Annotated in this window: 23 protein-coding genes and 1 pseudogene; 5 read left to right on the top strand and 19 right to left on the bottom strand. The window is 60.7% G+C overall.

Going from position 1 to position 26,700, the window contains the following annotated elements:
* Window positions 1–76 precede the first annotated feature (76 nt).
* From QP363_RS04525 to QP363_RS04505, 5 genes and pseudogenes are all read right to left on the bottom strand, one after another.
* Window positions 77–984, bottom strand: a pseudogene (locus QP363_RS04525) (IS110 family transposase); the annotation flags it as partial.
* A 291-nt stretch (window positions 985–1,275) separates the two neighbouring features.
* Window positions 1,276–3,042, bottom strand: a complete 1,767-nt coding sequence (locus QP363_RS04520) for a metal ABC transporter solute-binding protein, Zn/Mn family (protein ID WP_246815742.1) — start codon at window positions 3,040–3,042, stop codon at window positions 1,276–1,278.
* Complete coding sequence (locus QP363_RS04515) at window positions 3,039–3,848, bottom strand: metal ABC transporter ATP-binding protein (RefSeq protein ID WP_035006260.1); 810 nt, start codon at window positions 3,846–3,848, stop codon at window positions 3,039–3,041. Before QP363_RS04515 ends, QP363_RS04520 begins: the two co-directional genes overlap by 4 nt.
* A 271-nt stretch (window positions 3,849–4,119) precedes the next feature.
* Window positions 4,120–6,327, bottom strand: coding sequence for a 3-hydroxyacyl-CoA dehydrogenase/enoyl-CoA hydratase family protein (locus QP363_RS04510; RefSeq protein ID WP_284762959.1), 2,208 nt, complete (start codon window positions 6,325–6,327; stop codon window positions 4,120–4,122).
* Window positions 6,328–7,488, bottom strand: coding sequence for an acetyl-CoA C-acyltransferase (locus tag QP363_RS04505; RefSeq protein ID WP_284762957.1), 1,161 nt, complete (start codon window positions 7,486–7,488; stop codon window positions 6,328–6,330).
* 218 nt (window positions 7,489–7,706) lie between these two features.
* Between QP363_RS04505 and QP363_RS04500 the strand changes: the two genes are divergently transcribed.
* Entirely contained in the window at window positions 7,707–8,960 is a 1,254-nt protein-coding gene (locus QP363_RS04500; protein ID WP_070644330.1) for an NRAMP family divalent metal transporter, read from the top strand.
* Entirely contained in the window at window positions 8,960–9,730 is a 771-nt protein-coding gene (locus QP363_RS04495) for a putative hydro-lyase (protein WP_284762985.1), read from the top strand. The genes QP363_RS04500 and QP363_RS04495 overlap by 1 nt, the downstream gene beginning before the upstream one ends.
* Window positions 9,731–9,956: 226 nt before the next feature.
* Here the strand turns inward: QP363_RS04495 and QP363_RS04490 are convergent, their stop codons facing one another.
* The 8 genes from QP363_RS04490 to QP363_RS04455 form a co-directional block, all read right to left on the bottom strand.
* A complete protein-coding gene (locus tag QP363_RS04490; protein ID WP_070716985.1) occupies window positions 9,957–10,556 on the bottom strand; it encodes a GntR family transcriptional regulator in 600 nt (199 codons plus the stop codon).
* Between the two features lie 22 nt (window positions 10,557–10,578).
* Window positions 10,579–12,372, bottom strand: a complete 1,794-nt coding sequence (locus QP363_RS04485) for a biotin carboxylase N-terminal domain-containing protein (RefSeq protein ID WP_284762953.1) — start codon at window positions 12,370–12,372, stop codon at window positions 10,579–10,581.
* A gap of 24 nt (window positions 12,373–12,396) precedes the next feature.
* The gene (locus QP363_RS04480; RefSeq protein WP_284762951.1) at window positions 12,397–13,944 is read right to left on the bottom strand and encodes an urea amidolyase family protein; all 1,548 of its coding nucleotides are present in this window, start codon (window positions 13,942–13,944) and stop codon (window positions 12,397–12,399) included.
* Entirely contained in the window at window positions 13,944–14,705 is a 762-nt protein-coding gene (locus tag QP363_RS04475) for a 5-oxoprolinase subunit PxpA (protein ID WP_284762950.1), read from the bottom strand. The genes QP363_RS04480 and QP363_RS04475 overlap by 1 nt, the downstream gene beginning before the upstream one ends.
* A gap of 210 nt (window positions 14,706–14,915) precedes the next feature.
* On the bottom strand, window positions 14,916–15,281 hold the full coding sequence (locus QP363_RS04470; RefSeq protein ID WP_284762949.1) for a hypothetical protein: 366 nt from the start codon (window positions 15,279–15,281) through the stop codon (window positions 14,916–14,918).
* Window positions 15,282–15,688: 407 nt separating this feature from the next.
* A complete protein-coding gene (locus tag QP363_RS04465; protein WP_284762947.1) occupies window positions 15,689–16,426 on the bottom strand; it encodes a hypothetical protein in 738 nt (245 codons plus the stop codon).
* Between the two features lie 285 nt (window positions 16,427–16,711).
* Entirely contained in the window at window positions 16,712–17,695 is a 984-nt protein-coding gene (locus QP363_RS04460; RefSeq protein WP_284762945.1) for a hypothetical protein, read from the bottom strand.
* Window positions 17,696–17,783: 88 nt separating this feature from the next.
* Window positions 17,784–18,707 carry a DUF2891 family protein gene (locus QP363_RS04455; protein ID WP_284762943.1) on the bottom strand — a complete coding sequence of 308 codons (924 nt, stop codon included), beginning with the start codon at window positions 18,705–18,707 and terminating at the stop codon, window positions 17,784–17,786.
* Window positions 18,708–18,981: 274 nt separating this feature from the next.
* On the opposite strand from QP363_RS04455, the gene QP363_RS04450 reads away from it, so the two are divergent.
* A complete protein-coding gene (locus QP363_RS04450; protein WP_246815740.1) occupies window positions 18,982–19,389 on the top strand; it encodes a hypothetical protein in 408 nt (135 codons plus the stop codon).
* Between the two features lie 220 nt (window positions 19,390–19,609).
* A complete protein-coding gene (locus QP363_RS04445; RefSeq protein ID WP_236659317.1) occupies window positions 19,610–19,891 on the top strand; it encodes a hypothetical protein in 282 nt (93 codons plus the stop codon).
* A gap of 34 nt (window positions 19,892–19,925) precedes the next feature.
* Here QP363_RS04445 and QP363_RS04440 read toward each other — a convergent pair whose 3' ends face one another.
* The 4 genes from QP363_RS04440 to QP363_RS04425 form a co-directional block, all read right to left on the bottom strand.
* Window positions 19,926–20,273: a DUF2200 domain-containing protein gene (locus tag QP363_RS04440; RefSeq protein ID WP_070446309.1), complete on the bottom strand. Its 348-nt coding sequence runs from the start codon at window positions 20,271–20,273 to the stop codon at window positions 19,926–19,928.
* A gap of 325 nt (window positions 20,274–20,598) precedes the next feature.
* Complete coding sequence (locus QP363_RS04435) at window positions 20,599–21,192, bottom strand: hypothetical protein (RefSeq protein WP_070644320.1); 594 nt, start codon at window positions 21,190–21,192, stop codon at window positions 20,599–20,601.
* A gap of 3 nt (window positions 21,193–21,195) precedes the next feature.
* Window positions 21,196–21,768: a hypothetical protein gene (locus tag QP363_RS04430; protein WP_070644318.1), complete on the bottom strand. Its 573-nt coding sequence runs from the start codon at window positions 21,766–21,768 to the stop codon at window positions 21,196–21,198.
* A 32-nt stretch (window positions 21,769–21,800) separates the two neighbouring features.
* Window positions 21,801–23,039, bottom strand: a complete 1,239-nt coding sequence (locus tag QP363_RS04425) for a hypothetical protein (protein WP_210385994.1) — start codon at window positions 23,037–23,039, stop codon at window positions 21,801–21,803.
* Window positions 23,040–23,385: 346 nt separating this feature from the next.
* Here QP363_RS04425 and QP363_RS04420 point away from each other — a divergent pair, with 346 nt between their 5' ends.
* A complete protein-coding gene (locus QP363_RS04420) occupies window positions 23,386–23,517 on the top strand; it encodes a hypothetical protein (protein ID WP_284762942.1) in 132 nt (43 codons plus the stop codon).
* A 26-nt stretch (window positions 23,518–23,543) separates the two neighbouring features.
* On the opposite strand, the gene QP363_RS04415 is transcribed toward QP363_RS04420, so the two are convergent.
* The gene (locus QP363_RS04415; RefSeq protein ID WP_070644316.1) at window positions 23,544–24,791 is read right to left on the bottom strand and encodes an arginine deiminase; all 1,248 of its coding nucleotides are present in this window, start codon (window positions 24,789–24,791) and stop codon (window positions 23,544–23,546) included.
* A 407-nt stretch (window positions 24,792–25,198) separates the two neighbouring features.
* Window positions 25,199–26,392 (bottom strand): ATP-binding protein, encoded by a 1,194-nt coding sequence (locus tag QP363_RS04410; RefSeq protein WP_083308512.1) that lies wholly within the window; start codon window positions 26,390–26,392, stop codon window positions 25,199–25,201.
* Window positions 26,393–26,700: the final 308 nt, after the last annotated feature.

Raw genomic sequence — 26,700 nt, 5'->3', positions numbered from 1 at the left:
AAGTGTCCAAGGCCTCCATGGATTCCGTGTCCAAAAAGACACCGGACTCCATGTCCAAAAACCCTATGGACATAACAGCACTAGCGAAGTCGGAGCCATCACCGATCGCAAGAAGGATCTGCGCTGCGGTCTTGATGCCGACTCCGGGCATACTCATCAAGACCTCACAAAGAGGGAAATCAGCGAGCATCTCTTCAACCTGCTCAGCAATGGTGTTTCGTTGCTCTTTGAGGGCCTGGATGTTTGCAGCCAGTTGAGGAATTACTAACTCGGCGGCATCGCTTCCAGGCACGGTGACTGTTTGAGCTTTCAGCGCTGTAAAAATGTCGTCTACCAGCGGGGTGGGGTCTTTACGTGTGCGCTTGATCATCCAGTTCAACACTCGTTGGTATCCGGCTCTTTTTAGCCCCTGCGGTCCCTTGTAATGGATCAATAATTCCAGGATCGGCGTGCGAGTCAGGGTGCTACCAGCAAAAACTCGTTCCAGGCTGGGGTAGATCTGGGTGAGGACACTGCGAAGCCGATTGACAGTGCGAGTGCAATCGCGGGCGATGTCATCATCGAAGCCGGACAGCATCTTTAGGGCGGAGAGTACCTCATCATTGCGGTCGACGGCACGTAGCGTGTGGGGCATTGTGCGGGCGGTGTCGGCGATGATGAATGCGTCGCGTTTGTCTGTTTTGCACGTCCCGGATAGAGATCTGCAGCTTTGCGCATCGCAAGACCTGGCAGGTATCCGACTTCGCAACCGCAGTCCCGGGCTACAGCAATCGGTAGTGCGCCGATGGTGTTGGGTTGGTCGACGATCACGAGCACGGTGCCAAGCTTCTGAAGCTGGTGAAAAACGCCTGCTAGTTCGGATTCGAGTTGAGGCAACGGTTTGTCGAAGACCTTGTTGCCATCACGGTCTAAGGCGCAGGCGTGGTGTTCAGATTTGCCGACGTCTAACCCAAGGAATATGTCGATGGAATGCTCCGGAGACATGATGAGCTCCTAGAAAACGAGATGGGTATGGCGTTGTTCCAGTCGCTGGTGTCATGACCTTCGTTGCAAGCACCCACGTTACAAAGAGACCTAGTTTAAAACTGGCCGTGTCCCTATCAGCTGTCATCGAAAGTCCTGGCACCCGGCGGCAACACCCCCCGGATTATGGAAACTACAGGGCAGGTAAGCCATACCGGGACCAGCGACTATCCCCATTATCGGGGACACTCACAAGGTAACGGGAATGCGACCGGGGAAGCCCAACGCATGTGGGCCTCGAGCATTCGCGTTTTAGCGCTTCAGCCCCGCGATCATGGTCTTCAAGTTGCTGCGCAGGAAATCCTCGTAGGTTCCCGCGACCGTGCCCGGCTTGCCGAGCTCATCGGAGTGCAGTGGCTCGTCGAAGATCGGAATCCCGGCCTCCTTCGAGACGGTCTTCATGGGGCGCGTATCCACGTTCGACTCCACGAACAGGTGCTTCGGGCGCTTGTCCTTCAGCTGGCGCACGAGGTGTCCGATCTGCGCGGGGGAGCCGTTTTCATCCGTGTCGATCTGCCAGATATACAGCTGCTCCATGCCGTAGGTGTCGACCATGTATTGGAAGGCATGTTCACTGGCCACGAGCACACGATCCTCCTTCGGCAGCGCACCGATCTGCTCGCGGTAGTCGGCGTCGATGCTCTCCAGCATGGCCTTGTACTCCGCCCCCTTCTCCTCGATGTGCTCGGCACGCTCGGGCAGGGCCTCGGCCAGCGCCGCGGTCACGTTCTCGGCCATCGCGATGCCGACGGTCGGGTCCAGGAAGGCGTGCGGGTTGATCTCCTGATTGCCCTTTTCGTCCTTGAGGTACTTCGGTTCCACGCCCTTGGTGGCCTCGACCATCTGGGAATCGTCCAGGCCCGCGGTGTTTTTCAGTTTCGCGAGCCAGCCGTGCTCACCGCCCTCGAGGTTCAGCCCGTTGTAGAACAGCAGGTCGGCGTCGCTCGTCGCATCCAGGTCCGCGGGCAGGGGGTCGTAGTCGTGCGGGTCCGTGCCGGTCGGCACGAGGTTATGGACGTCCACCGCCTCGCCGCCGATCTCCTCCACCAGGTCCGCCAGCAGCGTGAAGGTGGTGACGACGTTCAGCTGCTCACCGTCTGCCTTCTCCTCCGTCGAGAAGGTCACGGCCCCGAACACGAGGGCACCGCCCACCAGGAGGGCCAACAGCGCGGCCAGTGGCTTATTGCCCAGCGAGCGAGCAATCAGTCCCTTGCCTGGCGCGAAGAGGAAAGCCAGCAGGAACAGCGCGCTGGCGGTCAGCACGATCGTCACGCCGGAGGACACGTTGTAGCTATAGCTCAGGAACAGCCCCACTACGGAGCTGAGCGCCGAGATCGCCACTGAAAGCCCGATCATCACTCCCAGCCGGTTCGTCAGCAGGTACGCCGCCGACGCCGGAGTAATCAGCAGGGAGACCACCAGGATCACGCCCACCGTCTGCAGGGAAATGACCGTCACCAGCGTGAGCACCACCATCAGCCCGTAGTGGATTGCCCGCACGGGCACGCCAGCCGACTGCGCCATGACGGGGTCGAAGGTGCTGAGCTTGAGCTCCTTGTAAAAGACCAGCGTGAGAATCAGCACGGCAGCGGCAATACCGATCGAGAGGTTGCGGTCGGCGTCCTGAACGGTCAGGACGTTGCCGAAGAGGATCTCCGTCAGATCCGTCGCCGTCTGCGCTTTCGCCATGAGCAGCACGCCGATCGCGAAGAAGGCGGAAAAGACGATGCCGATCGCCGAATCGTTCTTCACAGTGGAGCGTTCGCTGATCAGCCCGATCGCCAGTGTGGCGAGTAGACCCGCGACCACCGCCCCGAGGAAGAGGTTCGTGCCGAGCAGGTAGGAGGCCGCGACCCCCGGTAGTACGGCGTGCGAGATGGCGTCGCCGATCAGGGCCATGCCGCGCAGCACGATGAAGCTGCCGACGATGCCGCAGGCCACGCCCACGATCACCGAGGTGATCAGCGCATTTTGCAGGTAGCCGTGGCTGAGTAGTGAGTCGAGGAACTCCGCGATCATGCTGTCTCCTCCTGGAGGGCTGCCTGCCGTGGCGTGGGGTGGGCTGGTGCTGACGGCTCGCGGATGACGAGCGCGCCGAAGGCCTTCTGCAGCACGTCGGGGACGAAGACCTCCTCGGTGGGACCCGCCGCGACGAGCTCGCCGTTGAGGACGATGAGGTCGTTGTAGTAGCCGCGCACCGTGTTCATGTCGTGGTGCACGACGACGACGTGCTTGCCCGCGTCCGCCATCTGCCGCAGCAGGGTCACGATCGTCTTCTCGCTGGGGACGTCGATGCCGACGAAGGGCTCGTCCAGGAAGATGTACTCCGCGTCCTGGACGATGGCGCGGGCAAAGAGGACGCGCTGGAACTGTCCGCCCGAGAGTTCGCTGATGTGGCGGTGGCGAAAGTCCCACATGTCGACGTCCTTGAGAGCCTGGGTGGCTGCTTCGCGTTCGGCCTTGCCGGGGCGGTGGAAAAGACCCAGGCGCGGGTAAGTGCCCATCAGGACGGTGTCGAAGACGCTGGTGGGGAAGTTGCGGTCGAGGTCAGAGCGCTGCTCGATATAAGCGATTGCGCGGCGCTGCTCGGCGGGGGCCTTGCCGTCGAGGGTGACGGGGTAGCCGGCAGGGGCGCCGGTGGGGCCTGTGCCGTGGACGTTGTGTTTGTCCAGGATCTGGAGCATCGCCTTCATGAGGGTGGATTTGCCTGAGCCGTTGGGGCCGATGATGCCGTGCATGCCGGGGGAGTCGAGGGTGAAGCTGATGTTCCGAATCGCGGTGTTCGCGCCGTAGCTCACGCTCAAGTTCTGGACGCTAATACTCATGGCAGCCAAGAATAGTGTTCAGTTCAATGAATCACTAAATTCAATGTATTGAACTTTGGGGTGGGGTGGTGTTGGGGGGCAAGTAAACCATGTGACTAATGCCTTTTAAGTGGAACCATGTGCAAGTTTGAGCTGTACACAGAATGACCAGCTCAAACTTGCAAGTGACCAGCTTAAACCTGCCTGTCAATTGCCGGTCCAGGTCGCAACGAACAAGGAGAAACCCCACTCCGAAAAAGGGAGCGGGGTTGGGAAATAGAAGCGGCCGGGGCTAGTTGTTGAGGGGCTTGCGGGTTGCGGCCATGTGTTTGGCGCGCTCCACGTTGGCTGGGAGGAGGACCAGCGGTACGTCGAATTCCACTTCGCGCTCACAGAACTCGGTGAAGCTCAGCGAAGCCGAGGCGGAGTTGGAGGAAGTAGGGGCGGTATACATCTCGGCGAGCTTGGCCACGATAACGTGGTCGTTCTCGGTGGTGCCCTCGATGGGCCAGTCATGGTCCAAGGCGGGGGAGCCGGAGTACATCTCGATAGAAGCGTCTGCAGGCGGGGTGTAGGAGGCAGCCAGGTCCGCGGCCTCGAGCAAAGCGTGAGCGAGGACGTGGTCGAAGGACATGAGCACGACGTCATCCGAGGATAAGAAGCCAGCCTTCTGGGCTTCGAAAGCAGAAGAGAAGTTGCGGGCGGAGGCGATGAAGTCGAAGGCCTTCTGGTGATAGTCTTCGACACCGGCTGCCTTGAGGCGCTCCAGCGAAGAGATAGTGCCCGTCCAGCCTGGGTAGAGACCCACCGTGCGCTCCGGGAAACCGAGGCGCGTATCGGCATGAGCAACAATGCGGTCGCAGGCCAAAGCGGTTTCGAATCCGCCACCCAAGGCAACACCCCGCACAGCCGCTACCACGGGAACCGGGACGAACTTGAGTGCACGCAGGGTTTCCGAGCCATCCGAAATCAATGATTCGACGCGCGAAGCGGAACCCGATTCACCCGCAGCCGCAATGGACGCGAGGTCCGCCCCCGCGCAGAAGACCGGCTTGTCGTTAGCAATGACCAGAGCGACAAGGTTGGAAGAGGGCACAGCGTCGAGGGCGGCTCGAATGACCTCGAGAGCCGGGGTTGGCATGGAGTTCATCGGTGTGTGCAGGTCGATGATGCCGATGCGTCCAGCAGAGGTGGACACCGCGTAGACTGCGCCCGCCTCCAGAGAAACGATGGTCTCAGTATCAAGAGAAGACAGCGTTACGACGCCCTCGCGCGGCGCGAGCTCCTGACGAGAACCCGTCGAGGACAGCACTGAGCCCTCGCCATAAAAGCCACCCGCCTGAGCAGCAGCGGAGACCAATTCAGGAACGTCTGCACCATAAGCGGAGGCGACGTGGTCGATACCGATGGCGTCGGCAAGCGCGAAGATGCCCTTCTTCCAACCGAAGCCCAAGGTCAGGCCATCGTCGATGAGGCCCACGTGGTCCGCGATGGAGGGAGCTACCTCGCAGCAGTAGGCCAGCGTGTCGAGGAAGACCGCGCGGGCAAAACGGCCGCCGGGGGAGTCGGTGTTCATGACCTCGCGCGGATCCTTGAGGCCCACGACAGGATCGGACAACGTTGAGCGGGGGACGTATTCGTAGGAAGCGTTGATGACCTCGTCACGGCCGCGATAGAAGCCACCCTCACCAGTGCGGCCGGTCAGCCCCCGAGAAACGAGACCTTCGATGAAGGAGTCATTACCAAGGGGGACGTCAAGCAGCGGATCACCTGCCGGCAAGGCCGTCTCCAACGACGTCCAAATGGGCTTGACTAGCTGGAGACCGATGTAGTCGAGCAGCCCGAAAATACCGGTGCGGGGGATGCCGAAGGCGCGGCCGAAGGCAGCGTCCGCAAGCTCGTAGCTCACGTCGAACTCGCGGGCGCGGGCCACGCCGGCGGCCATCCAGTAACAGCCCACGCGGTTGGCAATGAAGCCCGGCGTATCGCGGCACTCAAGCGCAATCTTGCCCAGGGTTTGCTCGATGGTCGTTCGCAGAGCAGCCTCCGTGGAGCCGGAAGCGATGAGCTCTACCAGGCGCATGACCTTCGGTGGGTTGAAGAAGTGCGTGATGGCGAACTTGTCGCGGCGGGTCTCCGGCACGCCCTCCAGGAGCGAAGCCAGTGGCAGGGTAGAGGTATTCGAGCTCAACAGAGCGTCCGCAGACAAATAAGGCTCAATGGCCTGATAGAGCGAATGCTTGGCGCCGAGGTCCTCGAAGATGGCCTCGATGATCCACTCGCGGTCCTCCAGCAGGGCGTAGTCATCGCTGGCGCGCACGCGCTCGGCAAATTCCGGCAGGTGGAAACCCTTGCGCTTGAGCTGGATCTCGACGCCCCTCTGGGCGCCCTCCGCGTCCTGGTCCAGCAGCACGACGTCCATGCCTGCCGACGCACACAGTGCCGCAATGCCAGAACCCATGGAACCTGCGCCGATGACGGCTACCTTGGTGATGCTCATTTACTTCGCTCCATTCTCAATAATCATGGCGATTCCTTGACCGCCGCCGATGCACATGGTGACCAGGCCATAGCGCTTGCCCTCGCGGCGAAGCGCATAAGCTAGCTTGGTCAGCAGGATGACGCCCGTCGCGCCAACCGGGTGACCGTGCGCGACGGCACCGCCATAGATATTCGTCTTGGCCGGGTCGAAGCCCAGCTGGTCCTGCACGGCGATGGCCTGGGCGGCGAAGGCCTCGTTTGATTCGATGAGGTCAATATCCTGCAACTCCAGGCCGGCCTTTTCAAGCGCCTTCGGCACTGCAGCCACCGGACCGATGCCCATGCGCGTCGGGTCCACGCCCGCGATGGACCAGGACACAATCTTCGCCAGCGGGTCTAGGCCGCGCTTGGTCACTTCCTCCGCGGTGGCCAGCACGGCGGCCGCAGCGCCATCGTTGATGCCGGAGGCGTTGCCGGCGGTGACGGTTCCATCTTTAACGAAGACCGGCTTGAGCTTTGCCAGCTTCTCGACGCTCGTCTCCCGCACGCTCTCATCAAAGTCCAGCTCGCCGACCGGGACGATTTCCTCGGTATGCACGTCCTCCGCGCGGGCCTTCGCGGCACGCTCCTGGGACTCGGCGGCGAATTCGTCCTGGCGTTCGCGGGAGATGTTGTTATCCGCAGCGACGTTTTCTGCGGTGACACCCATGTGGCCGGTGCCGAAGGGGCAGGAGAGTGCGCCGGTGAGCCAGTCGTAGAGTTTGCCATCCCCCATGCGCTTGCCAAAGCGCGCTCCTTCGACGGAGTAGGGCGCGTTACTCATGGATTCTGCGCCGACGGCTAACGCTAGAGAGCCGTCGCCAGACTGCAGGAGTTGGGCCGCACTGATGACTGCTTGGACACCGGAGCCGCAGAGGCGGTTAACACCCATGGCAGTGGAGGAGTCTGGCAACCCTACGTTCCGGGCAATCGCGCGGGAGAGGTAGAGGTCCTTCGGCACGACGGGCATGACGTTGGAGGCCACGGCGGTATCTAGATCTTCGCCTTTTAGGCCCGAACGGTCAATCGCTGCCTCGGCCGCGAGAGAGCCAAGTTCGGTCAGGGAGAGGCGGGCGAGGCTGCCGCCGAATTTACCGATAGGCAGGCGTGCAGCCCCGGCGATGTAAATGTCCTGGGGCATGAATTCCTCCATAGATTTATGCGAATGGCCATTAGTTAACTTGTATCCTAGGTCACTTTCTATTGCCGTGCAATGAAATCAGGCGAGGGGTGTGGGGGTGGCTGCACTTTTGGCGTGGGTGTAACGTGCGCCACCCCCGCGCTGTTTACAGATTGTTCAACAACCCTTATGCTTTCACCAACGTTTAATGCGACCTTCGTCACGAAAGGTGCCCAACAATGAGTTCGGAACCCACCAATCCCTCCGCTTCCCAGGAAGCCGCCCAGAACGCGCCGCAAGAAGCGCAGGCTCCCAAGGGCATCGGCGCCATGGCCGGCGCCATGTTCCTCATGGCCACCTCCGCCATCGGCCCGGGCTTTTTGACCCAAACCTCCGTCTTTACCGTGCAGATGGGCGCGGCCTTTGCCTTCGCCATTGCGCTGTCGATCATCGTCGACATCGCCATTCAGCTGAACGTGTGGCGTGTGCTCGCCATCTCCGGCATGCGGGCCAACGAGCTGGGTAATACTGTTCTGCCCGGGCTGGGATGGTTCCTCGCCATTCTCGTCTTCATCGGCGGCATGGTCTTTAATATCGGCAACATCGCCGGCTCGGGCCTCGGCCTTAACGCCCTGCTGGGCATCGATGCTCGTATCGGCGGCCTTATCGCCTCCGCTATCGCCATCTTCATCTTCTTGTCCAAGCGGGCGGGCGTCGCGCTCGACCGCATCGTCGCCGCGCTGGGCGCCATCATGATTCTGCTCATGCTCTACGTGGCGATTGTTTCCCAGCCGCCGGTGGGCGAGGCCCTGAAGAATACCGTCATGCCGGAGAGCGTCGATTTCTTCGTCATCACCACCCTCATCGGTGGCACCGTGGGCGGCTACATCACCTTCGCCGGCGCGCACCGCCTCATCGACTCCGGCCTGTCCGGACCGGAAAACGTCAACGCGATTACCAAGACCTCTGTCCTCGGCATCATCGTCACCGGCATCATGCGCGTGCTGCTCTTCCTCGCGGTCCTGGGTGTCGTCGCCACGGGCGTTGCCCTCTCTGAAGACAACACGGCTGCCGATGCCTTCCGCCACGCCGCCGGCGAATTTGGTCTCCGCGCCTTCGGCGTTGTGCTCTTCGCTGCCGGCTTGTCCTCCGTTATCGGCGCGTCCTACACCTCGATCACCTTCGTGACCACCCAGAAGGTCAGCCCGCGCACCCGCAATTTCCTCACCGTAGGCTTCATCGTTGTCTGCGCCATTCTCTTCGGCATTCTCAACTCCGCGCCGCAGAAACTCCTCATTTTCGCGGGTGCCTTCAACGGCATCATCCTGCCCATCGCTTTCGCTATGGTGATGTGGGTCGCGTTCAAACGCCACGACCTTACCCACGGTGTTAAGCAGCCGATGTGGCTGCTCATCGCCGGTGTGTTAGCACTCGTGCTGGAAATCTTCATTGGCGTTAAATCCATCTCGGGAATCGTTAACCTATGGGCATGATGCAGACTCCCGCAGAAGTGCGCGCCTTTGCCCGCGCACACGACATGACCACCACTGCCGGCCACGCCCGCGGCTTTATGCAAGCCAACCTCATTGCCCTGCCGCGCGAGTACGCCTTCGACTTCCTTCTTTTCGCGCAGCGCAATCCCAAGCCGTGCCCCATCGTCGGCGTGCTGGAGGCCGGGCAGTTCACCTCTGACCTCATCCCGGGCGGGGACATCCGCACCGACATCCCGGCCTACAACCTCTACGAGGACGGCCAGCTCACGCAGACGCTTGGCGACGCTTCCCCTTTCTACTCCGAAGATATCGTCTCCTTCCTCATCGGTTGTTCCTTTACCTTGGAGAACGCCCTTCTGGAGAACGGCATTTCCATTGCGCACATCGACCAAGGTCGCAACGTACCGATGTATCGCACGACGATTCCTTGCGCCCCGGCGGGTGCCTTCTCGGGGCCGATGGTGGTCTCCATGCGCCCCATTCCTGCGAGCCAGGTGTCCGATGCCGTCCGCATCACCTCCCGCTATCCAGGCGTCCACGGCGCCCCGGTTCACGTGGGCGACCCGGCCGCCATCGGCATCGAAGACCTATCGCAGCCCGATTTCGGCGAAGCCGTCGACATTCCTGAGGGCACAATCCCGGTCTTCTGGGCGTGCGGCGTGACTCCGCAGGCCATCGTGATGAACTCGCGGCCTAGCCTGGCCATCACGCACGCCCCAGGCAAGATGCTCGTCACCGACATCCCGGACCGCGATTTCCTCATCCCCTGAGCCCCAGTTCGGTGGCGTTTTCCTCTAGCTCTCATGACGCCGATACATGGTTCTACTCAGATGGTTCTGGTCAGAAGGTTTGTTTGGGGGCAAACAAACCTTCTGTGAATGCGTACATGGTTCACTTGGGGGTAAACGAACCTTTTGACCCGAACCATCTCACTAGAACCATGTGGGCCGAGCAGTTTCGCGCGGGTGGAACCGGCTAACAGGAGCGCAGGCGCAGCTAGAGGACCCGAAGAATCGATTCCATCGCGCGCATCAAGTCCGCGCGGCAGGCATCGGCGGCGGCCTCACGTTCGCCTTGCGCGATGAGGTGGGCTAAGTCGATGTTGGCCTGCACGTGGTTATCGTGAATCTGCGGGTAGCGCTCCAATGTCAGCAAGAATGTGAGTCGCATGCGCGCTAGGAGATGAGACATGGAGCGGTCCAGCGTCGGTGAGCCCAGACCAGCGACCAACCTCTTGTGGAAGCGCTGGTTGATGAGGGGGCGGGGAGCGCCGTCTTGCACGGCGGATTCGGTCAGCCGCACCAACTCGCCTGGGTCCTCAAAGGCGGCGTAGCGCGCAGCAGCCGGCTCGATGGCGGCGCGCGCTAAATATAGATCGCGCACGAAATCGGCATCCGGGGTGGCAATGAAGACGCCCCTGTGCGGGATGCGCTCCACGATCCGCTCGGAAGCGAGCATAGCGAAAGACTCCCGCAAGGTGTTGCGGGAGCATTCAAAGCGCTCGGCTGCGCGGACCTCGCTGAGCTGCTGCCCAGGCATGTACTCGCCTTCGGAGATGGCGGCGCGGAGGGCGGAGGCGACGGAATCTGCAAGCATGCGACTTACAGTAGCCCGCCGGCTAGGAAATCGTGGCGATCACCGCACCCGGTTCCAGCCTCGAGCCTTCCTTCGCCACACGGCTTAGCTTGCCCGAGGACGAGGCCTTGACCGCGGATTCCATCTTCATCGCCTCGATCGTGGCGATGGCCTGGCCTTCTTCGACCATCTCGCCGTCTTCTACGTTCCATGCCACGAGGTTAGCCTCGTAGGGGCATGTCACCTCGTTGCCGCTGTCGCTGGCCCCAGACGCCGCGCTTGCCGACGCCCCCTTCACCGGCCCCTGCGACAACATATCGGTGGGGAAGCCCACGCTGACCAGCTTGCCGTCGATTTCCAGCGCCACGCGGGTGCGCTGCGCGTAGATGGCCTCGACAGGAACGGTAGTACTCGTGGCCTCCGCGGAGGGGCGGTAGTTGTGGTCGAGCCAGTCGGTGTAGATGCCGGCCGCGGCATCGGCGTCGCCATGGTCCACGAGGACCTGGGAGGAGACCATATCGCGGTGGAAGGGCAGCACGGTGCGAACACCTTCGATATCGAATTCCTGAAGGGCCTGCTGCGCGCGTTTCAGCGCGATCTCGCGGGTTGGGCCCCAGACCAGGAGCTTGGCCACGAGCGAGTCATAGTAGGGCGGCACGATGGATCCGGAGCGCACACCCGAATCGACGCGGATGCCAGGACCGGTCGGCGGCTCAAAGCGCACGATGGTGCCGGGGCAGGGAGCGAAGCCGTTGAGGATGTCTTCGGCGTTGATGCGGAACTCGAAGGCGTGGCCGTCCATTTCAGGGTCTGAAGCATGAGCTTCAGACGCATGCGCTTCAGACGCATCGGACGAAGATGAGGACACGAAGGAAAGGGGTTCGCCGGAGGCGATGCGGAATTGCTCGGCGATGATGTCCACGCCCGTGACCATCTCGGTCACTGGGTGCTCCACCTGCACGCGGGTATTGACCTCGAGGAAGGAGATCGTGCCATCCTCGGAGACGATGTACTCCACCGTGCCGGCACCGGTGTAGCCCACCTTTGCGCAGATAGCGCGGGCACCCTCGTGGATGCCGGTGCGCTGTTCGTCGGAAAGCGCGGGCGCCGGGGCTTCCTCGATGAGTTTTTGGAAGCGGCGCTGCGTGGAGCAATCGCGGGTGCCCAGCACGGCGACGTTGCCGTGCGTATCGGCCAGAATCTGCGCCTCCACGTGGCGCGGGTGCGTCAGGAATTTCTCCACGTAGCACTCCGCGCGGCCGAAGGCCTCCTTGGCCTCGCGGCCGGCGGAGTTGAAGGCCGCCTCGATGTCCTCGAGGTTTTCCACCACCTTCAGGCCGCGTCCGCCGCCGCCGTATGCAGCCTTGATGGCGATGGGCAGGCCGTGCTCCTCAGCGAAGGCGCGGGCCTCCTGCCAGTCATCGATGGGATCAGAAGTACCCGGTGCCAGTGGGGCGCCGACCTCCTCGGCCACGCGGCGCGCGGCAATCTTGTCGCCGAGCAGCTCGATGGACTCAGGCGACGGGCCAATCCACGTCAAGCCGGCCTCGGCCACGGTGCGGGCAAAGTCGGCGTTCTCCGAGAGGAAGCCATAACCGGGGTGGATGGCGTCAGCGCCGGCGCGCACGGCGATATCGAGAAGCGCCGGGATGTTCATGTAGGTATCCGCCGCGGAGTTGCCGGGCAGGGCATAGGCTTCGTCGGCCACCTGGGTGTGCAGGGCGCCGGCATCGGCTTCGGAGTAAATGGCGATGGAGCGGATGCCCAGGTCACGCGCGGTGCGGGCGATACGGACGGCGATCTCGCCGCGGTTAGCAATAAGGACTGCAGAGATCATGGGTGGGTGTTCCTTTACTAGTGTTTAAGCGAGTTCAAAGCGGACCGTCGCCCCCGGCGGGAGCTGCGCGGCGATATCAATATCTTCTTCGAGGACTGTGGCGATGACCGGGTAGCCACCGGTCACGGCGTGATCGCGGAGGAAAATCACGGGCTCGCCACTCGGCGGTACCTGGACGGAGCCAGCGACCATGCCCTCCGAGGGCAGCTCGCCCTCCCGGGCGCGGCTCAACGCCACGGAGCCCTCCGGGCCGACCAGGCGCACGCCCACGCGGTTGGACTGTGCAGTAACGGTCCACTCGGTGGCCAGGAACGCCTCCAGACTTTCGGGCGTAAACCAGTCATCGCGCGGGCCGAGCACGCAGCGCAGCACACCCTCGGTCTGTCCGTGCGCGCCTTCGCGAACGCGCATCGGGTTGCTCAGCTGCGCATCCGTCATTGCGGTGGAGCGGGGGAGGACACCGATGACATCGCCCAGCCGTACCGGTGTAGGCCCCAGCCCGGAGAGCACGTCGGTGGAGGCTGAGCCCAGCTCCGCATCCGCCACGATGCCACCGCGGATGGCGATGTAGCTGCGCAGGCCCACCGTCGCGGGATCCACCGTCACCGTCGAACCTGCGGTGACGAGCACTGGGCGCGCGAGGTGTACCGGCATATCGTCGAGAAGCACGCGGGATTGGGCGCCGGTGACGCACACGACGGCGTCGGTCAGCGCGCGCAGGCGAATGCCGCCGATATTCTCTAGTACGGTGGCGCCGCGCGGGTTGCCCACCGCGACGTTAGCTGTGGCTGCAGCGGCCAAGTCCGCAGCACCCGAGGGCGTGACGCCCAAGTTGCCGCGGCCGGGGCGGCCCTGATCCTGATAAAGCGTCAGCAGGCCAGCATCGAGGACCTCCAAGCGCGGCAAGCGCGCCGGGGTGCGGCGGCCAAAAGGCGTGGTGGACACCACGTCCGGCAGCGAGCTCACCGCGCGATAGCGCACGCGGTCACCGGGCTGGACCAGTGCCGGCGGGTGGGCATCAGATTCCCACATCGGAGTTGAAGTAGTGCCCAACAGCTGCCAGCCGCCCGGGGAGACGCGCGGGTAGACAGCGGAGAAACCGCCGGCAATACCGACGGCACCAGCCGGCACCGCAGTGCGCGGGGTGGCGCGGCGCTCGATGTTGAAATTCTGCGCCGAGTCCGCCGGGGTGCAATAAGTAAAACCGGGCGCGAAGCCGCCAAAAGCGGCGAGCCACTCGGTGGACGTGTGCCAATCAATGAGGCCTTCGCGCGACATACCCATCAACTCGGCGGCCTCATCGAGGTCCTCGCCGTCATAGAGAACGTCGATCTCCACAAAGCGCGGATCCTCGCCCGCCTGCGCGGTGGGGCGGAAATCCTGCAGCTTCTCAGCGGCTGCGGCGGCGGAGTTCGGCGTGGCAAAGGTCAGCAGCAAGGTGGTGGCGGCGGCAATCGCATCGACTTGGTCCTTGAGTGGATTAGCGTCGAGCGCCGCGTGCCACGCCATGACTTGGGACAAGTCCTCTAGCTCTACGAGCAGCGCGCGCGTTCCTACGGGGTGAATATGCATCAGATGGCGCTCCGAATCTCAATTCCGTGCGCCTGCAGTTCCTTGACCACACCGCGCAGCAGCTGGACCGCGCCGGGCGAATCACCGTGCGTGCACACCGACTGGGCATCCACGTTGAGCACGGAGCCGTCGATGGCGGTAATAGAGCCGGTTTCGGCGACCTCGAGCACGCGCTTGACGACGTCCCCCTCATCACCCATTACCGCATTCGCCTCGCGTCGTGAGACGAGCGTGCCATCGGGGTTGTAGTTGCGGTCGGCGAAGGCCTCGCGGATGACGGTGAGGCCCTTCTTTTCGGCGATGTCGACGGCGATGCCGCCGGGCAGCAGCATGACGGGCAGGTCGCCGAAGGCCTTGATGCCGTCGATAACCGCGTGGGCCTGGGCCTCGTGGTGGACGATGGTGTTGTACATTGCGCCGTGCGGCTTCACGTAGGCCACCCGAGTCCCGTTGGCCTGGGCCAAGGCTTGGAGGGCACCGATTTGGTAGGTGATTTCGGCGGCAAGCTCGGCAGGGGCGTAATCGATGAAGCGACGTCCGAATGCTGCTGGGTCGTTATAACCAACGTGCGCGCCGACGGTAACTCCTGCTTCTGCGGCCGCCTTCAGCGTTCCCGCGATGGAGTGCGGATCGCCGGCGTGGAAGCCGGTGGCGACGTTGGCGGAGGAGACGAGCTGGAGCATCGCGGCGTCATCGGCCACGGGGTTGCCGGCGGTAGTCTCGCCGAGGTCAGCGTTGAGGTCTATGTGCAGCGCGCTCATAGCAGGAGGACACCTCTTCTATAGTTCCCGAATTGTTGAACAATCTATGGGTGACTAGTGTAGCCCGCATCACGTCATTTTGTGAAGTGTGTCCCTCATCTTTGCGGCTGTGGGAAGTGAAAGCACCCCCATCGCTGTCGCGTGATGGGGGTGTTGCTGGTTAACGCCTTTAGCTTGGCGCTTTAAAAGCTTAGGTGTAGAAGCTTTGAACTAGAACGGGAGGTTGATTCCCAGTGCCTGTGCTGCGGCTGGGCCGACTGCGGCCAGTGCGCCGAGGACACCTAGGACGATAGCGGCGATGCCCAAGTCGGTCGGCTTGCCGTCTTTGGAGGAGAGCTTGCCCTTGAAGTCATCGAAGGAGCTCTGGCCATCCTTGTTCTTGTCGCCCTTGTCTCCGTCGCTGCTGCCGTTGTCGCCGCCCTGCTCGCTGCTGCCGTTATTACCCTCGGTACCGGCGGAGGAGCTGGTGTTGGTGTCCTGGCTGCTGCCCTCTTCGGCGTGAGCGGCGGTCACGCCTGCGAGTGCGAGGGCGCCGGTCAGGGCTGCTGCGGTGAGGTTACGGGAGATGCGCTTCATGTTTCTTCTCCTGGGAATAGATCGGGAAAGTTGGGTCAATGCCGTATCAGACGATGTTGTCACCGTTAACTGATTTCGACTGCCCACATACTAACCAGAAAAAAGTGAGATGAGTCAAACTATTTTGTATTTTTAAGCTATTCCACGGGAATTGTCATGAAGGTCTCAGGGTGCGGGGTGGCGGTTGGGGGTGTCTGCGAGGAGCCATTTTGTGGCAATGCTCCTGGTTAACTTTGATGTTGTGGCCTATCGATGTTCTAGTTCATTCGTTGAATTTTTAACTTGCCTCAAGGTGTGCCACCGGTTGGGCGGTGGTGATTTGCGCGTCGGGAGGTTGGCAAAACGCATAAACCGCGTTCCTCCGCCTTTAGGTGGGGGAGAAACGCGGTGTGTGGCGCTAGTTGTTCTTAAGCGAAGAACTTGCGACGAGCGGCGAAAGCGCCAGCAGCGATCATGGCTGCGAAGACCAGGGCGGCAAGGCCGCGAGCAACGGTGTTGGAGCCGGTCTCAGCGGAGATACCGCGGGTCTGTGCCGGGGTCTGTGCGGCGGTGCTGTCAGCAATCTGGCCACCCTGGGCGATGACCTCGTCCTTGTTCTCCTGCAGCATCTGCTCGGAAGCAGCCTTCTCCTCGGCGGTCGGAGCGTCCTTCTGTGCAGCCTCCTGAGACTTCACGTAGGTCTTTCCATCCTTGGCCAGGTACCAGGTCACGCCACCGATGACGAGGGCAGCCGGCAGAGCCAGCCAAGCCAGCTGCTTCTTGTCGAAGTCAGTCTCGCTGGAGGAGGGGTCTTCATTGGTGGAGCCTTCGCCCTCGTTGGTGGAGCCTTCGTTGCCCTCGCCTTCCGGGTTTTCTGCATCGTCGGCCGGAGCATCCTCTTCAGGAGCTTCCTCTTCAGGGGCCTGCCGAGCCTGCAGTTGCTCCCAAGCCCACTGTGCCTGCTCTTCGGTCAGTTTGGTGGTTCCGTCCAGCTCGCCGTCCTCGTTGCGGTGCGCGTAGGTACCGTCGGCCTGCCTCTGGTAGGTCACGCCATCGAGTTCAAACTCGGCCGGGGCCGGGATCTGGGCAGAGGCAACGGCGGTGCCGCCGAGTGCGAGGGAACCAGCCAGGACGGCTGCGGTCAAAGTGCGGTTGATGTGCTTCATAAGTTTCTCCTTGTGAGGGTAGTGAGAGGGATTCAACCCAACGTGAACAACAATAGTCACAACTTTCACATCAGTCACAAGGGTTTGGGGGTTTCTCTTATTAACATGGCGGATGCTTATCGCGCCAAACGGGCCGCGTGTTCGACACGTGGAAGCCTGCCCATTGTGTCTTTGGGGCCTGTTTACCTGCATGAATGTGTAGGGCGAAATCGTTGAGCTGCGAAAATATTCGATAAAACACCAATGCGCTGAGTGTCCCCCTCTATGGGGGTATGGCAGGAAGCTCTAGCCTTGGTTAGTGGCAGCTTCAGGCGTTTCGGCTACGCCTTCAAACTGCCACCCCACCACTGCATTGCGTTCCGCCGCTGCCAGTGGGTTGGCTGGCTGGATGCAGCTGATGGTGAGCAGGCGGCCGGGCTGGGCATCGGCGCCCCAGATGCTCTCATCCCGCTCGAGACCGTCCTTTGAGGGGTCGTGCAAATCCGTTGCGGTGTACACCAGCCACTGATCGCCGGAGTTTTGCGTGCGCAGGTAAAGCTTGTCGCCTATAGAAGCCTTGTGTTCATCGGCGCGGCCGTCATAGAGATTATTGAAGACTGCCGGCACGCCCGCGCCGGTATGGCCAGCAATAACCACGATGTCCTGTGCATCCGTAGCAGGAAGTGAATAAGGCTTATCTTCCGCGATATAGGTGCAGGCCTTATTCATCGAGTCCGGATTGATCTTGTTGTCTTTGACTCGGCAGGAGCCTTCCTCGAAATCTGTGCGTACGTCAATCGCGGGGATGTACATTTCGACTGCGGGGGAGGGCTCGATGACTGCGGCGGGTTCCGTGACTACGTCGGCGGGTTGCGGCGCGGGTGCTTCTGGTTCCTTATTGAACTTAAGCGCGGCGACAATCCCGAGGAACACCAACGCCAGAATCAGGAGGACCCCCATCCCGCGACGGCTGTCAGGCTGGCGATGGCGCGCTGCGTGGCGCCGTGGTGAAGTTCCTTGTTTTCTCGTCGGTGCTGTTCGTGTTGGTGTTTGTTGGGTAGGCGCCGACAGGGAAGCGGATCGCCGTGAAGGGGTAGCGGTCGAAGAGGGAGAAGTTAACCGTTCTTGGCTGGGGCGGCGTCGCGGCCGGTAGGCCGAGCGCTCAGGGGTAGCGTCCGCGCGGCCTTGAAGAGAGCGGCTACGGCGTGCACGCTCAGCACGAAGATCAATACGGATTCCTTCTTCCGGCAGGCGGTAGCTATCGCGCTGTGCCGAGTAGCGAGAATCCATGGTGAGCTCCTGAGAAGAACGATAATTAGAAAATTACAGTACTACTCGCTCAGTAACCATTCCTTAAGTGTGCGTTATGAATCACTTGTTACCGAAGCTCATCCACGCGTTTTCCCTCACAGGCGAGCTGAAAGCGTAGTGCGTAGGTGATGAGCCAGTGGGTGGACATGAAGTGGCCGTCGACAAGCTGCGGTTGTGCGCTGGCAGCAAGCGCCTGTGCGCGGGGTAGGACGGAGGCGTCGAAATGCTCAGCGAGTTCAACGAGCATCCACGCCCTGGTCAGCGCTAGGCCGTAGAGGTGGGCCAAACGGCCATCGGTTGGGTCGAGTACCTCAGGAATTTGTGTAAGAAAGTCCAGTGCCTCGGCGCGGTGGGGAAGGAAACTGTCGAACCACCGCGGGAAATCCGGCAGAACGCGCGACATGAGTAGCGCCTCCGATAGTCCGTTGGATAGGAAATCGTGCCCAGACAGCTCCCATTCGAGCGGGTAGTTGTGGTCGTCGCCAAAAAGGAGAACCGAGGCGAGCTGCAGCAGCCAGGCGCGCCCATAGGGTATTTCATATCCGGGGTGGGCAAGGAGGTAGTTGTATTCCGTGGTGAGGGCTTCTGTGCTGAGGCGATCGTCGAGAAGCGCAGAAAGTTCTTTGGGAGACTCGGGACCAAGAATCTCGTTTAGTAGCGTGCCTGAGTACTGCATGTGGACGCTGGAGTGCCAGTTGAAACAACCGTAGAAACTGGGGTGCAGCTTGCGGGGCGCACGTCGCAGTCTTCTGTGGAAGCGCTTGTGTGGTGCATCGCGGCGGGGAATTCGCGCTCGAGTGCGGCCGCAATTGTTTCCGCCCAGTCGCTGGCACAAGTTTCTAGCGAAGTCATGCGTTAAGTATGGCAAAGCTGAAGGTGGGGTGTGTCTTCTCTTGACTTCTGGGGTGTGCGTTTGAAATTGACCATCGAACGCATGAGCGACATTGTGGTGTTGATGTCCGGTCGCCCTCGTATTCTTTAGAGCAGGCATCCAAGAGGTGGGGGAATGCACGTCCGCACGCACGCGGTCTAGCAAGGGTGTCTGGAGCTACAGGCAACACTTCGTCTTGGGGGTTGCCATTATCGAAGAAGGGGGAACCTTGAGGTTCTTGGAACACAAGCCGACGACGTTTAGTAAGAGACAAGTACATCGAATAGGAAGTGCGTTACGGAATGGGGAAGCGGTTGATGAGGAACGGTTTGGTCTGTTCTTGGGCCAGCAATCAGCCCTGTGTGATGCGATAATTCAAAAAGCAGGTCAGACCATGGCACAACTTGATAATCGGTTGACGCTGAGTTCAGACTCGATTGTGGAGCCAGATTCAGATACATACTTCCTGGGTTCTCGTGTAAAAACACGAGACACGTTGAGGGAGAAGTTGAGTCGAATGCCGAGCTTTCCTTTGGAGAATATCCAAGACGTCTCTGGAGTACGGCTGGATCTCGACGTGACTCTAAAGGAACAATCGATACTGGCGGAGCTTCTTTCTCGAGATCTTATGAAGGCTGGGGCGAGGAAGGTAGAGCTCCGGGACATGCGCGAGGAACCGCACTCGGGCTATCGCGCGGTGCACCTACATGTGATGTCTGAGGCCGGGCGTGCAGAAATTCAGTTACGAACGGCGCTTCAGTCGCAGTGGGCAAACCTTTATGAAATGGCAGGAGACTTGTAGGGGAGAGAAATCCGATACCTCGAATTCGGCGGAAAAATTCCGGCAGGATTTGAGATTGAGACCCGCGCTTTGCATGAACTGTCCGAAGTCGTAAACAGGGTGGAAAAGCTCGTCGATATTCTTACTGAGCCTTTCGAAGGCAACCAACCTGCTGATACAACGCAAAGAGAAGCACGTCAATTGCGACGTAGCATGTATAAGATGCTAGATAAATTAATCCATGAATTCGAAGAACGCCGAGTTCAACGTGACGTGGAGGGAGAATAAATCGATGCCAGCCTATTTGATTAAATACCATCGACCGACAGGTGCACTGGAAGTAACTGAGTACGAATCCCTCATCGAGGGAACCCGCGCTCGTCATAGACTGGATCAAGTAAATAAGGATCCTGACGTCGAGATTGTGGCGATTGGCGCTAAGAATTTAGAATCCGTCCGCCATACGCACGCGCGCTACTTCTTCCGTGAGAAGACCGCGCCGCCGTACCCCTTTGTGGCTTAAAGCTTGAAGCTTTGAATAGCGCAGTTGGCGAATACTAGCCGCGAAGGATTTTCGCCATGGCCTTTCCTTTGGCTAGCTCGTCAACGAGCTTGTCCAGGTACCGAATATTCTGCATCAGTGGGTCCTCGATGTCCTGGACACGGTGCCCGCAGATGCTGCCAGTGATGAGGTGGCGAGACGGGTTCAGTTGAGGGGCCTGCTCGAAGAACTCCTCGAGGGTGATCTTTTGCTCCCGGACCCTCCCCAGTCCTTCAACCGAGTAGCCGGTAAGCCAGGTGATGACTTCGTGGAGCTCGCTGACAGTCCTGCCTTTGCGCTCCACTTTGTTGACGTAGTGCGGATAGATGTCGGCGAAGGGCACGGAAAAGATTCGATGAGGCATGTGGCGCAGTATATTCGTGGTCCTCGAAATGCGTGGAGGCCGTTCGGCGTCGCGGGTTAGCCGTGCCAGAGCGACGAGATTAGCATCGCCCAGTGGTTGTCACCTATTGGTAGGAATCGCCTGCGCTGTTGTGGTTCCGCAATGCTCGCGCTGCCGTTCTGCAAAGACTTCGTTGCCATTCTGCAAGGTTCCCATTGCCGTTCTGCAATGCTCCCGCTGCCGTTTGATCATGCTGTGAAACGCCAAAAAGAGGGCACCCTCGGCCGCTGCGAAGCGGTGTGAAGGTGCCCTCTTTTGTAAAGTCTGGGCGGGTGAGATAGCTGGGTTAGTTCCAGACGGGGGCATCGCCAAGCTGCAGCTCGGAGTAGCGCGCCTCCGGAACGGTGGCGGAGTAGGGCTTGCCCACGGCCTCCCATTCCTGATCAGCGTTGCAGCGAACGTCCTGCCCGTCGGTGTCGAGCATGGTAAAGCCCCACACCAGCTTGCCCTGGGAGTTCGCCGGCAGAGTGTACGGGCCAACCTCTTGGTTGAGCTTCCAGTGCTGCTCGTGGACATAGTTGAAACCGTAGGTCTGGGTCAGCACCTTGGCCAGTTCGCCCTCGCCCTTGATGGAGCCGGAGACCTCAATGGTCTGAGTGCGGGCCTGGGTCACGGTGTGGCTGACCGGCACGGGCTCATCGTTACGGTTGGCCACGCTGGTGGCATCCGTCTGCTTGAACCAGCGGCGAGTGGCGGTGACATAGGTGCCATTCTCACCGGGTGTTGCGCAGTGCGTGCCCGGCTTGAAATCATCGTTCCAACGCTGGGGCAGCTCGAAGTCCCCGCCGAAGTCAGCGGCGTGGGCAACGGGAGCGGCTGCCAGCAGGCTCAGCGCAGCGAAGACGCTCGCGGCAGCGCGCGCGATGGACTTCTTCAGCACGTCTTAGCCCCAATCGTTGTTGTCGCGGGTGGAGACCTCCACGTGGCGCTCCTTCGGCAAGGTAGCGGTGAAGGTGTCGCCGTTAGCCTGCCAGGTGTTATCGGAACCGCAGATGGTCTTCTGGCCCTCAAAGTCGGAAACCACCCAACCCGCGCGCATGACGGCGGTCTTGCCCGGAGCGATGTTGTACGGGCCGACCTGCTCGCCGACCTCGTAGGACTGGGAGTCGGTGTAGCTGGAGGAGAAGGTGAAGTTGATCAGATCCAGCAGCTTGAAGTCCACACCGGCGGAGACGTTCCAGGTCTTGGTCTTGGTTTCCTTGATGGAGCGGGTCACCGGCAGCGGCTCATCGTTGTAGTTGGAGATGGTCCAGGAGCCAGCGGAGCCGTCGAAGTAGGTGCGCTTGATCTTAACGGTCTGGCCGGTGTCGCCCGGGTTGGTGCAGTGCTCACCAATGGTGGTCGGGTTGGCCGGGCCCAGGTCACGTGCCGGGAGGGCGTTGGCGGCCGGGGTAGCGATCAGGCCGCAAGCGACGGCCACGGCGGCGGTGGTGGAAGCAATCTTGGTCTTGAACATGGTGATTTCTCCTTTGGGAAGTAAAAGGGGGATTAGTAGATGGTCTGGGTCGGGACTGGGAGGTTGTGGTACTCCTCCGGGGTGACGTCCTCGGTGCGGGTGGAGCCGTCCTTGCTTGTGATGGTGGCCTCCGCCCAGAAGCCGCTGGGTGCGGTGGTCTGCTTGTAGTTGGAGGTCAGGCTGTACTTTCCGTCCTTACCGCAGTGGATTTCGCGGTAGTTGATGCGGGTCATGGTGGTGCCGTACTCCACGCGCACGCGTTCGCCGGGAGCGAGGTCGATGTGCTCGAGTTCAGTTCCCACCGGCATGTAAGCGCGCTTGACCGCGCCGACGGATTCGAGCCAGCCCTTCGGGATATCCCCGCGGTTGCCCTGCCAGTTGGTGTACGGCGCGTGCTCGGCGCCGACGACGAAGTCGGTGACCGGCGCGTACTCGTAGTCACCCTTGGACCAGTTGAGGAAGTCCGTGGAGTAGCCCGGCTTGCGGAAGGTCGGCTTCACCGCAGTGATGTCCAGCGGGTACCAGGAGCTATCGCGGCCTTCGCAGGTCTCGCCCTCCTTGGGCCAGGAGGGATCGCGCTGCAGTTCCTCGGAAGGCTGCATGATTTCATCCTTCTTTGGATCCGCAATCTTTTCCAGGCTGGGGCCGGATACGGAGGTGTAGTTGCCCTCGATGGGCTTGGAATTGGCGCCCGGGGAGCGGGAGGGAATCTCCATGGCCAGGTCCGAAACGGAGCCGTCCGCCTTGATGATGTAGGCAAAGGCATAGCGCTCGGCCGGGCCCTTGCCGCGGATGACGTTTGCACCGGGCATGTTCTCCAGACGGTCGTCGTTGCAGCCGACGAACATGGAGATGAAGTCCTTTTCCACCACGCCGTATTCCACGCGGAAGGACTCGCCCGGCTTGAGCGTGATGGGGCCAAAGGTTTCCTTCTCCTGCCAGCCGTTACTCAGCTTCAACCCGATATCGGACTTGGCGGTGGTGTCCCAGCCAGAAGGCATAGCGGCCTTGGAGTTGGCCTCAATCTTGTGGTTGGTGCCCGTTTCCACGGAGGCGGTGTATGGCACCTCCTGGTTCGTGGTGTTCTTGAACTGCAGGGTGCCGTCGCTTAGGTAACGGCGGCCGGTTTCTGCGAAGTGCCACTCCGGCGTGGTGATATCTTCGCCTGCTGCGCTGCAGCTCTTGTAGAGGTTCGTGATGGGGTAGGCCTGTGGCATGGGCGGAATGCTGGCCGCCTGTGCCACGGGCGCGATGAAGACCGCGGTTACCATCGCGGCTGTAGCTGTCAGCGGCGCGAGCACGCGGAGTCCCTTGATGTGCACCTGGATACCGTCCTTAAAGAAACTCAAAGAATGATGGGGAACTAATTTAATCCTGAAGCAATCCTAGGTGTCGGAAGCGCACTCCTAGGAAAAGTAGGAATGGTTTTTCTTAGGACGATGGGGGAGTTAGCAATGTCAATATGGTGACTGCCAGTGTTTTGACCTTTCGTGCACAATAATTTGATTAACCCTATATGGGGTTGGTGAATTTTAGCGGTTCTAATCAAATCCGCTGGCAGTGTGCTTCACTCTGCCCGTTTTCTACCGTGAGGTTGAGGGGACTAACGGTCCTGCTATGTCCGAATCTCTCACTCGGGGTAAGAAACGCGCGGAGGGCACTACGGTGCAATTGGCGCTGAGCTTGGCGACGTCCCCCTCACCCCGCCGCCTGCTCTCCCTTATGCGGGGCGGGGTACGTGCTGGGTAATGCGAAAGTATATTCCCATCGGGCCGCTAATAATCCACCGCCTCGCGCACGATGGGGCAGGTCATGCAGTGCCCGCCGCCGCGGCCGCGGCCTAGCTCCGCGGAGCCGATCTCGACGACCTCAATGCCGGCGGCTCGCAGCTTCTTATTGGTGTGCTTGTTGCGGTCATAGGCCACCACCACGCCGGGCTCGATGGCTACGACGTTATTGGCGTCATCCCACTGCTCGCGGGCGGCGGTATAAACATCCCCGCCGGTTTCGATGACCTCGAAGCTTCCGATGCCGAGCGCCTGGGCGACGACATCGAGGAAAGACTGGGTGGGCAGTTCGACGTCGAAAGGCGCCGTGCTCGTCGAAGGGCGCAAGACGATGGGCCGGATGGTGCCCACGACCTTGGGGTAGGCGGTGACCTTATCGGCGTCCAAGAAAGTGAGTACGGTGTCCAGGTGCATTGATGCGCGGTCAGCGGCCATGGCGGCGATGATGATCTTCTCCGCCGCACTCTCCTCGAAGAGCCGCATGGCCAGCTGGCTCACGCCCTGCCATGTGGTGCGCTCACCCATGCCGACGAGGACGATGCCCTTGCCAATCGGCATGATGTCACCGCCCTCTAGTGCTGCGAGACCCGGCTCCTCATCGGTATTTCCGTACCAAAATTGGAAATCTGCCTGCGCAAACCGCGGGTGATAGTTGTAGATAGCCCGCGTCAGGAGTGTTTCCTGGTGGCGCGCCGGCATGCGCATTGGGTTGAGCGAGACTCCGCCATAAATCCACGCCGAGTTATCGCGCGCGTACTGCGTATTGGGCAGCGGGCGCAGCGCAAAAGCGTCAGGCCCGTAGATCTCACGCATGGCGTCGATGGTGCCGTGGCCTAAGCCTTTCGGGATTTCGGCGAAAGGCAGTCCGCCGATGAGGAGCTCTGCCAGGTGCGCGTTGGACATCTCGTTGAACCAGTGGAGCAGCTCGCCGCCGATGCCCACACCGACGTTCTTATCCAGCAGCTTGAAGTCCAAGATGAAGTCACGCCCGCCCGGGGTGGCCAGGGTCTCCTCCAAGAGCTTGTGCATCTCCAGCACCTCGACGCCGTAGCTGCGCAGCTTGGTGACGAACTCCGCGTGATGCTTCTTGGCCTCGTCGACCCAGAGGACGTCGTCGAACAGCAGCTCCTCACAGTTGCTGGGGGTCAGCCGCTCGTGCGCGAGCCCCGGCGCACACACCATGACTTGGTGGAGCTTGCCAACCTCGGACCACACGCCCAGCGGGGGAGTTGTCATCTGCGTGAACCTTTCTTCGCGCGCGGTGAACCGTGTCAGCCACGTGCGTAGTGAGAGGCGGCACCGCAAGGAGGAAGTGTGAACTAGATGACAATTCTAAGATAAGTTTGAACTTTTTCAAGCTCCCGACAGCGAGGAAAACCCACGTAGGCGCAGGTTTTGCGGCGGTTTGCATACTATTATCCGCGTTTATTCAGACGGTCCCAGCGCGCACACGGTGCGGTTTCACGCCGCGCTTGGCGACGCCCTCCCTCCACCACTTCGACAACACCGACGCTGGCAGGTGCTGCATTCCCCGGCGAGCCGGATGAATAACTTTGAGAGGAATGGAAACTCTGCGCGAATAGTAGAGATGTAAACGCGCGGGGGTAGGTGTGGCGTGCAGTCCGAGGGCGAGGGAGGCCTCGCTACTGGGCGTCGAAGTCTTCAGCTATAAGGCTTGCCGCGTGCTCGCGGAGGTAGTCACGTAAGTACGGCAAGGCGAAATCGACTTCGCCGTGGCCCGTGGTGGTGATCATTTCGGCGTCGAGAAGCCGGCGGCGATAATTGCCTACATAAGAATCAGTCTTATTGAAGCGTGCCTTGATATCCGCCATCTTGGAAGGGCCATCGCTTTGAGCCATGTAGACCAAAAAGCTTCGGTCGACGGGGGAGAGGTCCGACAGCGCTGGCTCATGAACAAGTTGGCCGAGCTTGCGCTGTGCTGTTGCGACTCCTCGCTGAGCAGCGTCGATAGAAATCTCGGTACCTCCGTCAGCGGTACGCGCCTTTTCCCTAAAGGAGCACTGGCCGACGAGCTGAATCATGAATGGATATCCATGGCATGCCTCAACCGCGGTTTCCAAAGCGTCCTGTGACCATGAGGTGGCGGCGCTGTGAAGGGGTTCCTCCAGTGCTTCACGTACATCCGAATCGGAGACTCTGCCCAGTTCAATGCGGTTGGCGCGTCGAAGAAAGGTGACTGGATTGGTGTCGCCACGACTGTTCAGCTTCCCGGAAAGCAGAGGTCTAATTGAGGACGGGATGCCTGCCATGACAACGGAAATGTCCTCACCCTCGCGAACTAAATGTTGAATCGTGGCGCCGAACTCTATGAGCTCCTGGCTGCGTTGGTGGTGCATTTCATCCAGTGTTACAAGTACCCCACCGGGCTCCTGGCGGGATTTCCGGTCTAGTTCACGTTTGTAGGCCAGTAAATCTTTCAGTGCATTGCGCAGTGAATATGTGGACTCTGCAATAGCTCGAGTATCCCAATTGAGCCCGCCTCCAATGCCGAGGATGGAGACGTTGAGGCCTTTGAGCTGCTTCCTCTCTTTAGCCAGAAGCTGAATAATGCTGCTACGCAGTCGCTCAACAAAACCGGTCGTTGCAGTGTCACTGAGCGTGAGCCAGCCGCGCTCGAGCGCTTCGTCTTCGAAGGCGTTTAGAAGGACTGTCTTGCCGATGCCGCGTGGTCCGATGATGAGTGAGATCCTCTCATGGGCACCAGGGCCTTCATCGAGTGCAAAACCGAAATCACGAATGGCATCGCTGCGGCCAACCAACAGCGGGGGAGTGGCGCCGAGAGTAGCCGTAAAAGGGTTGGTGTGTTTCGGATTCATGTCCCTCACTCTAGACCACAGAGCTTTTGAAGTCTTGTGAAGTTTATGAATTTTGTGAATTCTTTGAAGTTTATGAAGAGCTTTGAAGTTTGAAGAAAGGCCGCGCCGCTATCAATAGGAAGTGGCGGCGCGGCATGGAGCGATTGGGAAAGAAGCTGGTTTACCAGCCCTTTAAGGAGCATCTTTGGCGCAAGGGAAACTCCCCGGACATCGTCGTGGATGAATCGAGTTTGGGGGAGCGAGCATCCCGCCGGGTTGAACAGAAAGCGAGCACGTACTCACTCAGCAACATTTAACTGGCCACGTAC

Origin of the sequence: Corynebacterium sp. UMB6689, from assembly GCF_030215295.1 — a bacterium.
In the GTDB taxonomy this organism is placed as follows: domain Bacteria; phylum Actinomycetota; class Actinomycetes; order Mycobacteriales; family Mycobacteriaceae; genus Corynebacterium; species Corynebacterium aurimucosum.
This window is presented reverse-complemented; position numbering and strand designations above follow the sequence as displayed.

Coding starts and splice junctions, on each gene's coding strand:
- QP363_RS04520 (WP_246815742.1), bottom strand. CDS start 3,042: ATGATCGCGGAGTTCCTCGACTCACTACTCAGCCACGGCTACCTGCAA.
- QP363_RS04515 (WP_035006260.1), bottom strand. CDS start 3,848: ATGAGTATTAGCGTCCAGAACTTGAGCGTGAGCTACGGCGCGAACACC.
- QP363_RS04510 (WP_284762959.1), bottom strand. CDS start 6,327: ATGAGCATCACCAAGGTAGCCGTCATCGGCGCAGGTTCCATGGGTTCT.
- QP363_RS04505 (WP_284762957.1), bottom strand. CDS start 7,488: ATGCCCCAGGACATTTACATCGCCGGGGCTGCACGCCTGCCTATCGGT.
- QP363_RS04500 (WP_070644330.1), top strand. CDS start 7,707: ATGAGTTCGGAACCCACCAATCCCTCCGCTTCCCAGGAAGCCGCCCAG.
- QP363_RS04495 (WP_284762985.1), top strand. CDS start 8,960: ATGCAGACTCCCGCAGAAGTGCGCGCCTTTGCCCGCGCACACGACATG.
- QP363_RS04490 (WP_070716985.1), bottom strand. CDS start 10,556: ATGCTTGCAGATTCCGTCGCCTCCGCCCTCCGCGCCGCCATCTCCGAA.
- QP363_RS04485 (WP_284762953.1), bottom strand. CDS start 12,372: ATGATCTCTGCAGTCCTTATTGCTAACCGCGGCGAGATCGCCGTCCGT.
- QP363_RS04480 (WP_284762951.1), bottom strand. CDS start 13,944: ATGCATATTCACCCCGTAGGAACGCGCGCGCTGCTCGTAGAGCTAGAG.
- QP363_RS04475 (WP_284762950.1), bottom strand. CDS start 14,705: ATGAGCGCGCTGCACATAGACCTCAACGCTGACCTCGGCGAGACTACC.
- QP363_RS04470 (WP_284762949.1), bottom strand. CDS start 15,281: ATGAAGCGCATCTCCCGTAACCTCACCGCAGCAGCCCTGACCGGCGCC.
- QP363_RS04465 (WP_284762947.1), bottom strand. CDS start 16,426: ATGAAGCACATCAACCGCACTTTGACCGCAGCCGTCCTGGCTGGTTCC.
- QP363_RS04460 (WP_284762945.1), bottom strand. CDS start 17,695: ATGGATTCTCGCTACTCGGCACAGCGCGATAGCTACCGCCTGCCGGAA.
- QP363_RS04455 (WP_284762943.1), bottom strand. CDS start 18,707: ATGCCTGCTCTAAAGAATACGAGGGCGACCGGACATCAACACCACAAT.
- QP363_RS04450 (WP_246815740.1), top strand. CDS start 18,982: ATGGCACAACTTGATAATCGGTTGACGCTGAGTTCAGACTCGATTGTG.
- QP363_RS04445 (WP_236659317.1), top strand. CDS start 19,610: ATGAATTCGAAGAACGCCGAGTTCAACGTGACGTGGAGGGAGAATAAA.
- QP363_RS04440 (WP_070446309.1), bottom strand. CDS start 20,273: ATGCCTCATCGAATCTTTTCCGTGCCCTTCGCCGACATCTATCCGCAC.
- QP363_RS04430 (WP_070644318.1), bottom strand. CDS start 21,768: ATGTTCAAGACCAAGATTGCTTCCACCACCGCCGCCGTGGCCGTCGCT.
- QP363_RS04425 (WP_210385994.1), bottom strand. CDS start 23,039: ATGGTAACCGCGGTCTTCATCGCGCCCGTGGCACAGGCGGCCAGCATT.
- QP363_RS04420 (WP_284762942.1), top strand. CDS start 23,386: ATGTCCGAATCTCTCACTCGGGGTAAGAAACGCGCGGAGGGCACTACG.
- QP363_RS04415 (WP_070644316.1), bottom strand. CDS start 24,791: ATGACAACTCCCCCGCTGGGCGTGTGGTCCGAGGTTGGCAAGCTCCAC.
- QP363_RS04410 (WP_083308512.1), bottom strand. CDS start 26,392: ATGAATCCGAAACACACCAACCCTTTTACGGCTACTCTCGGCGCCACT.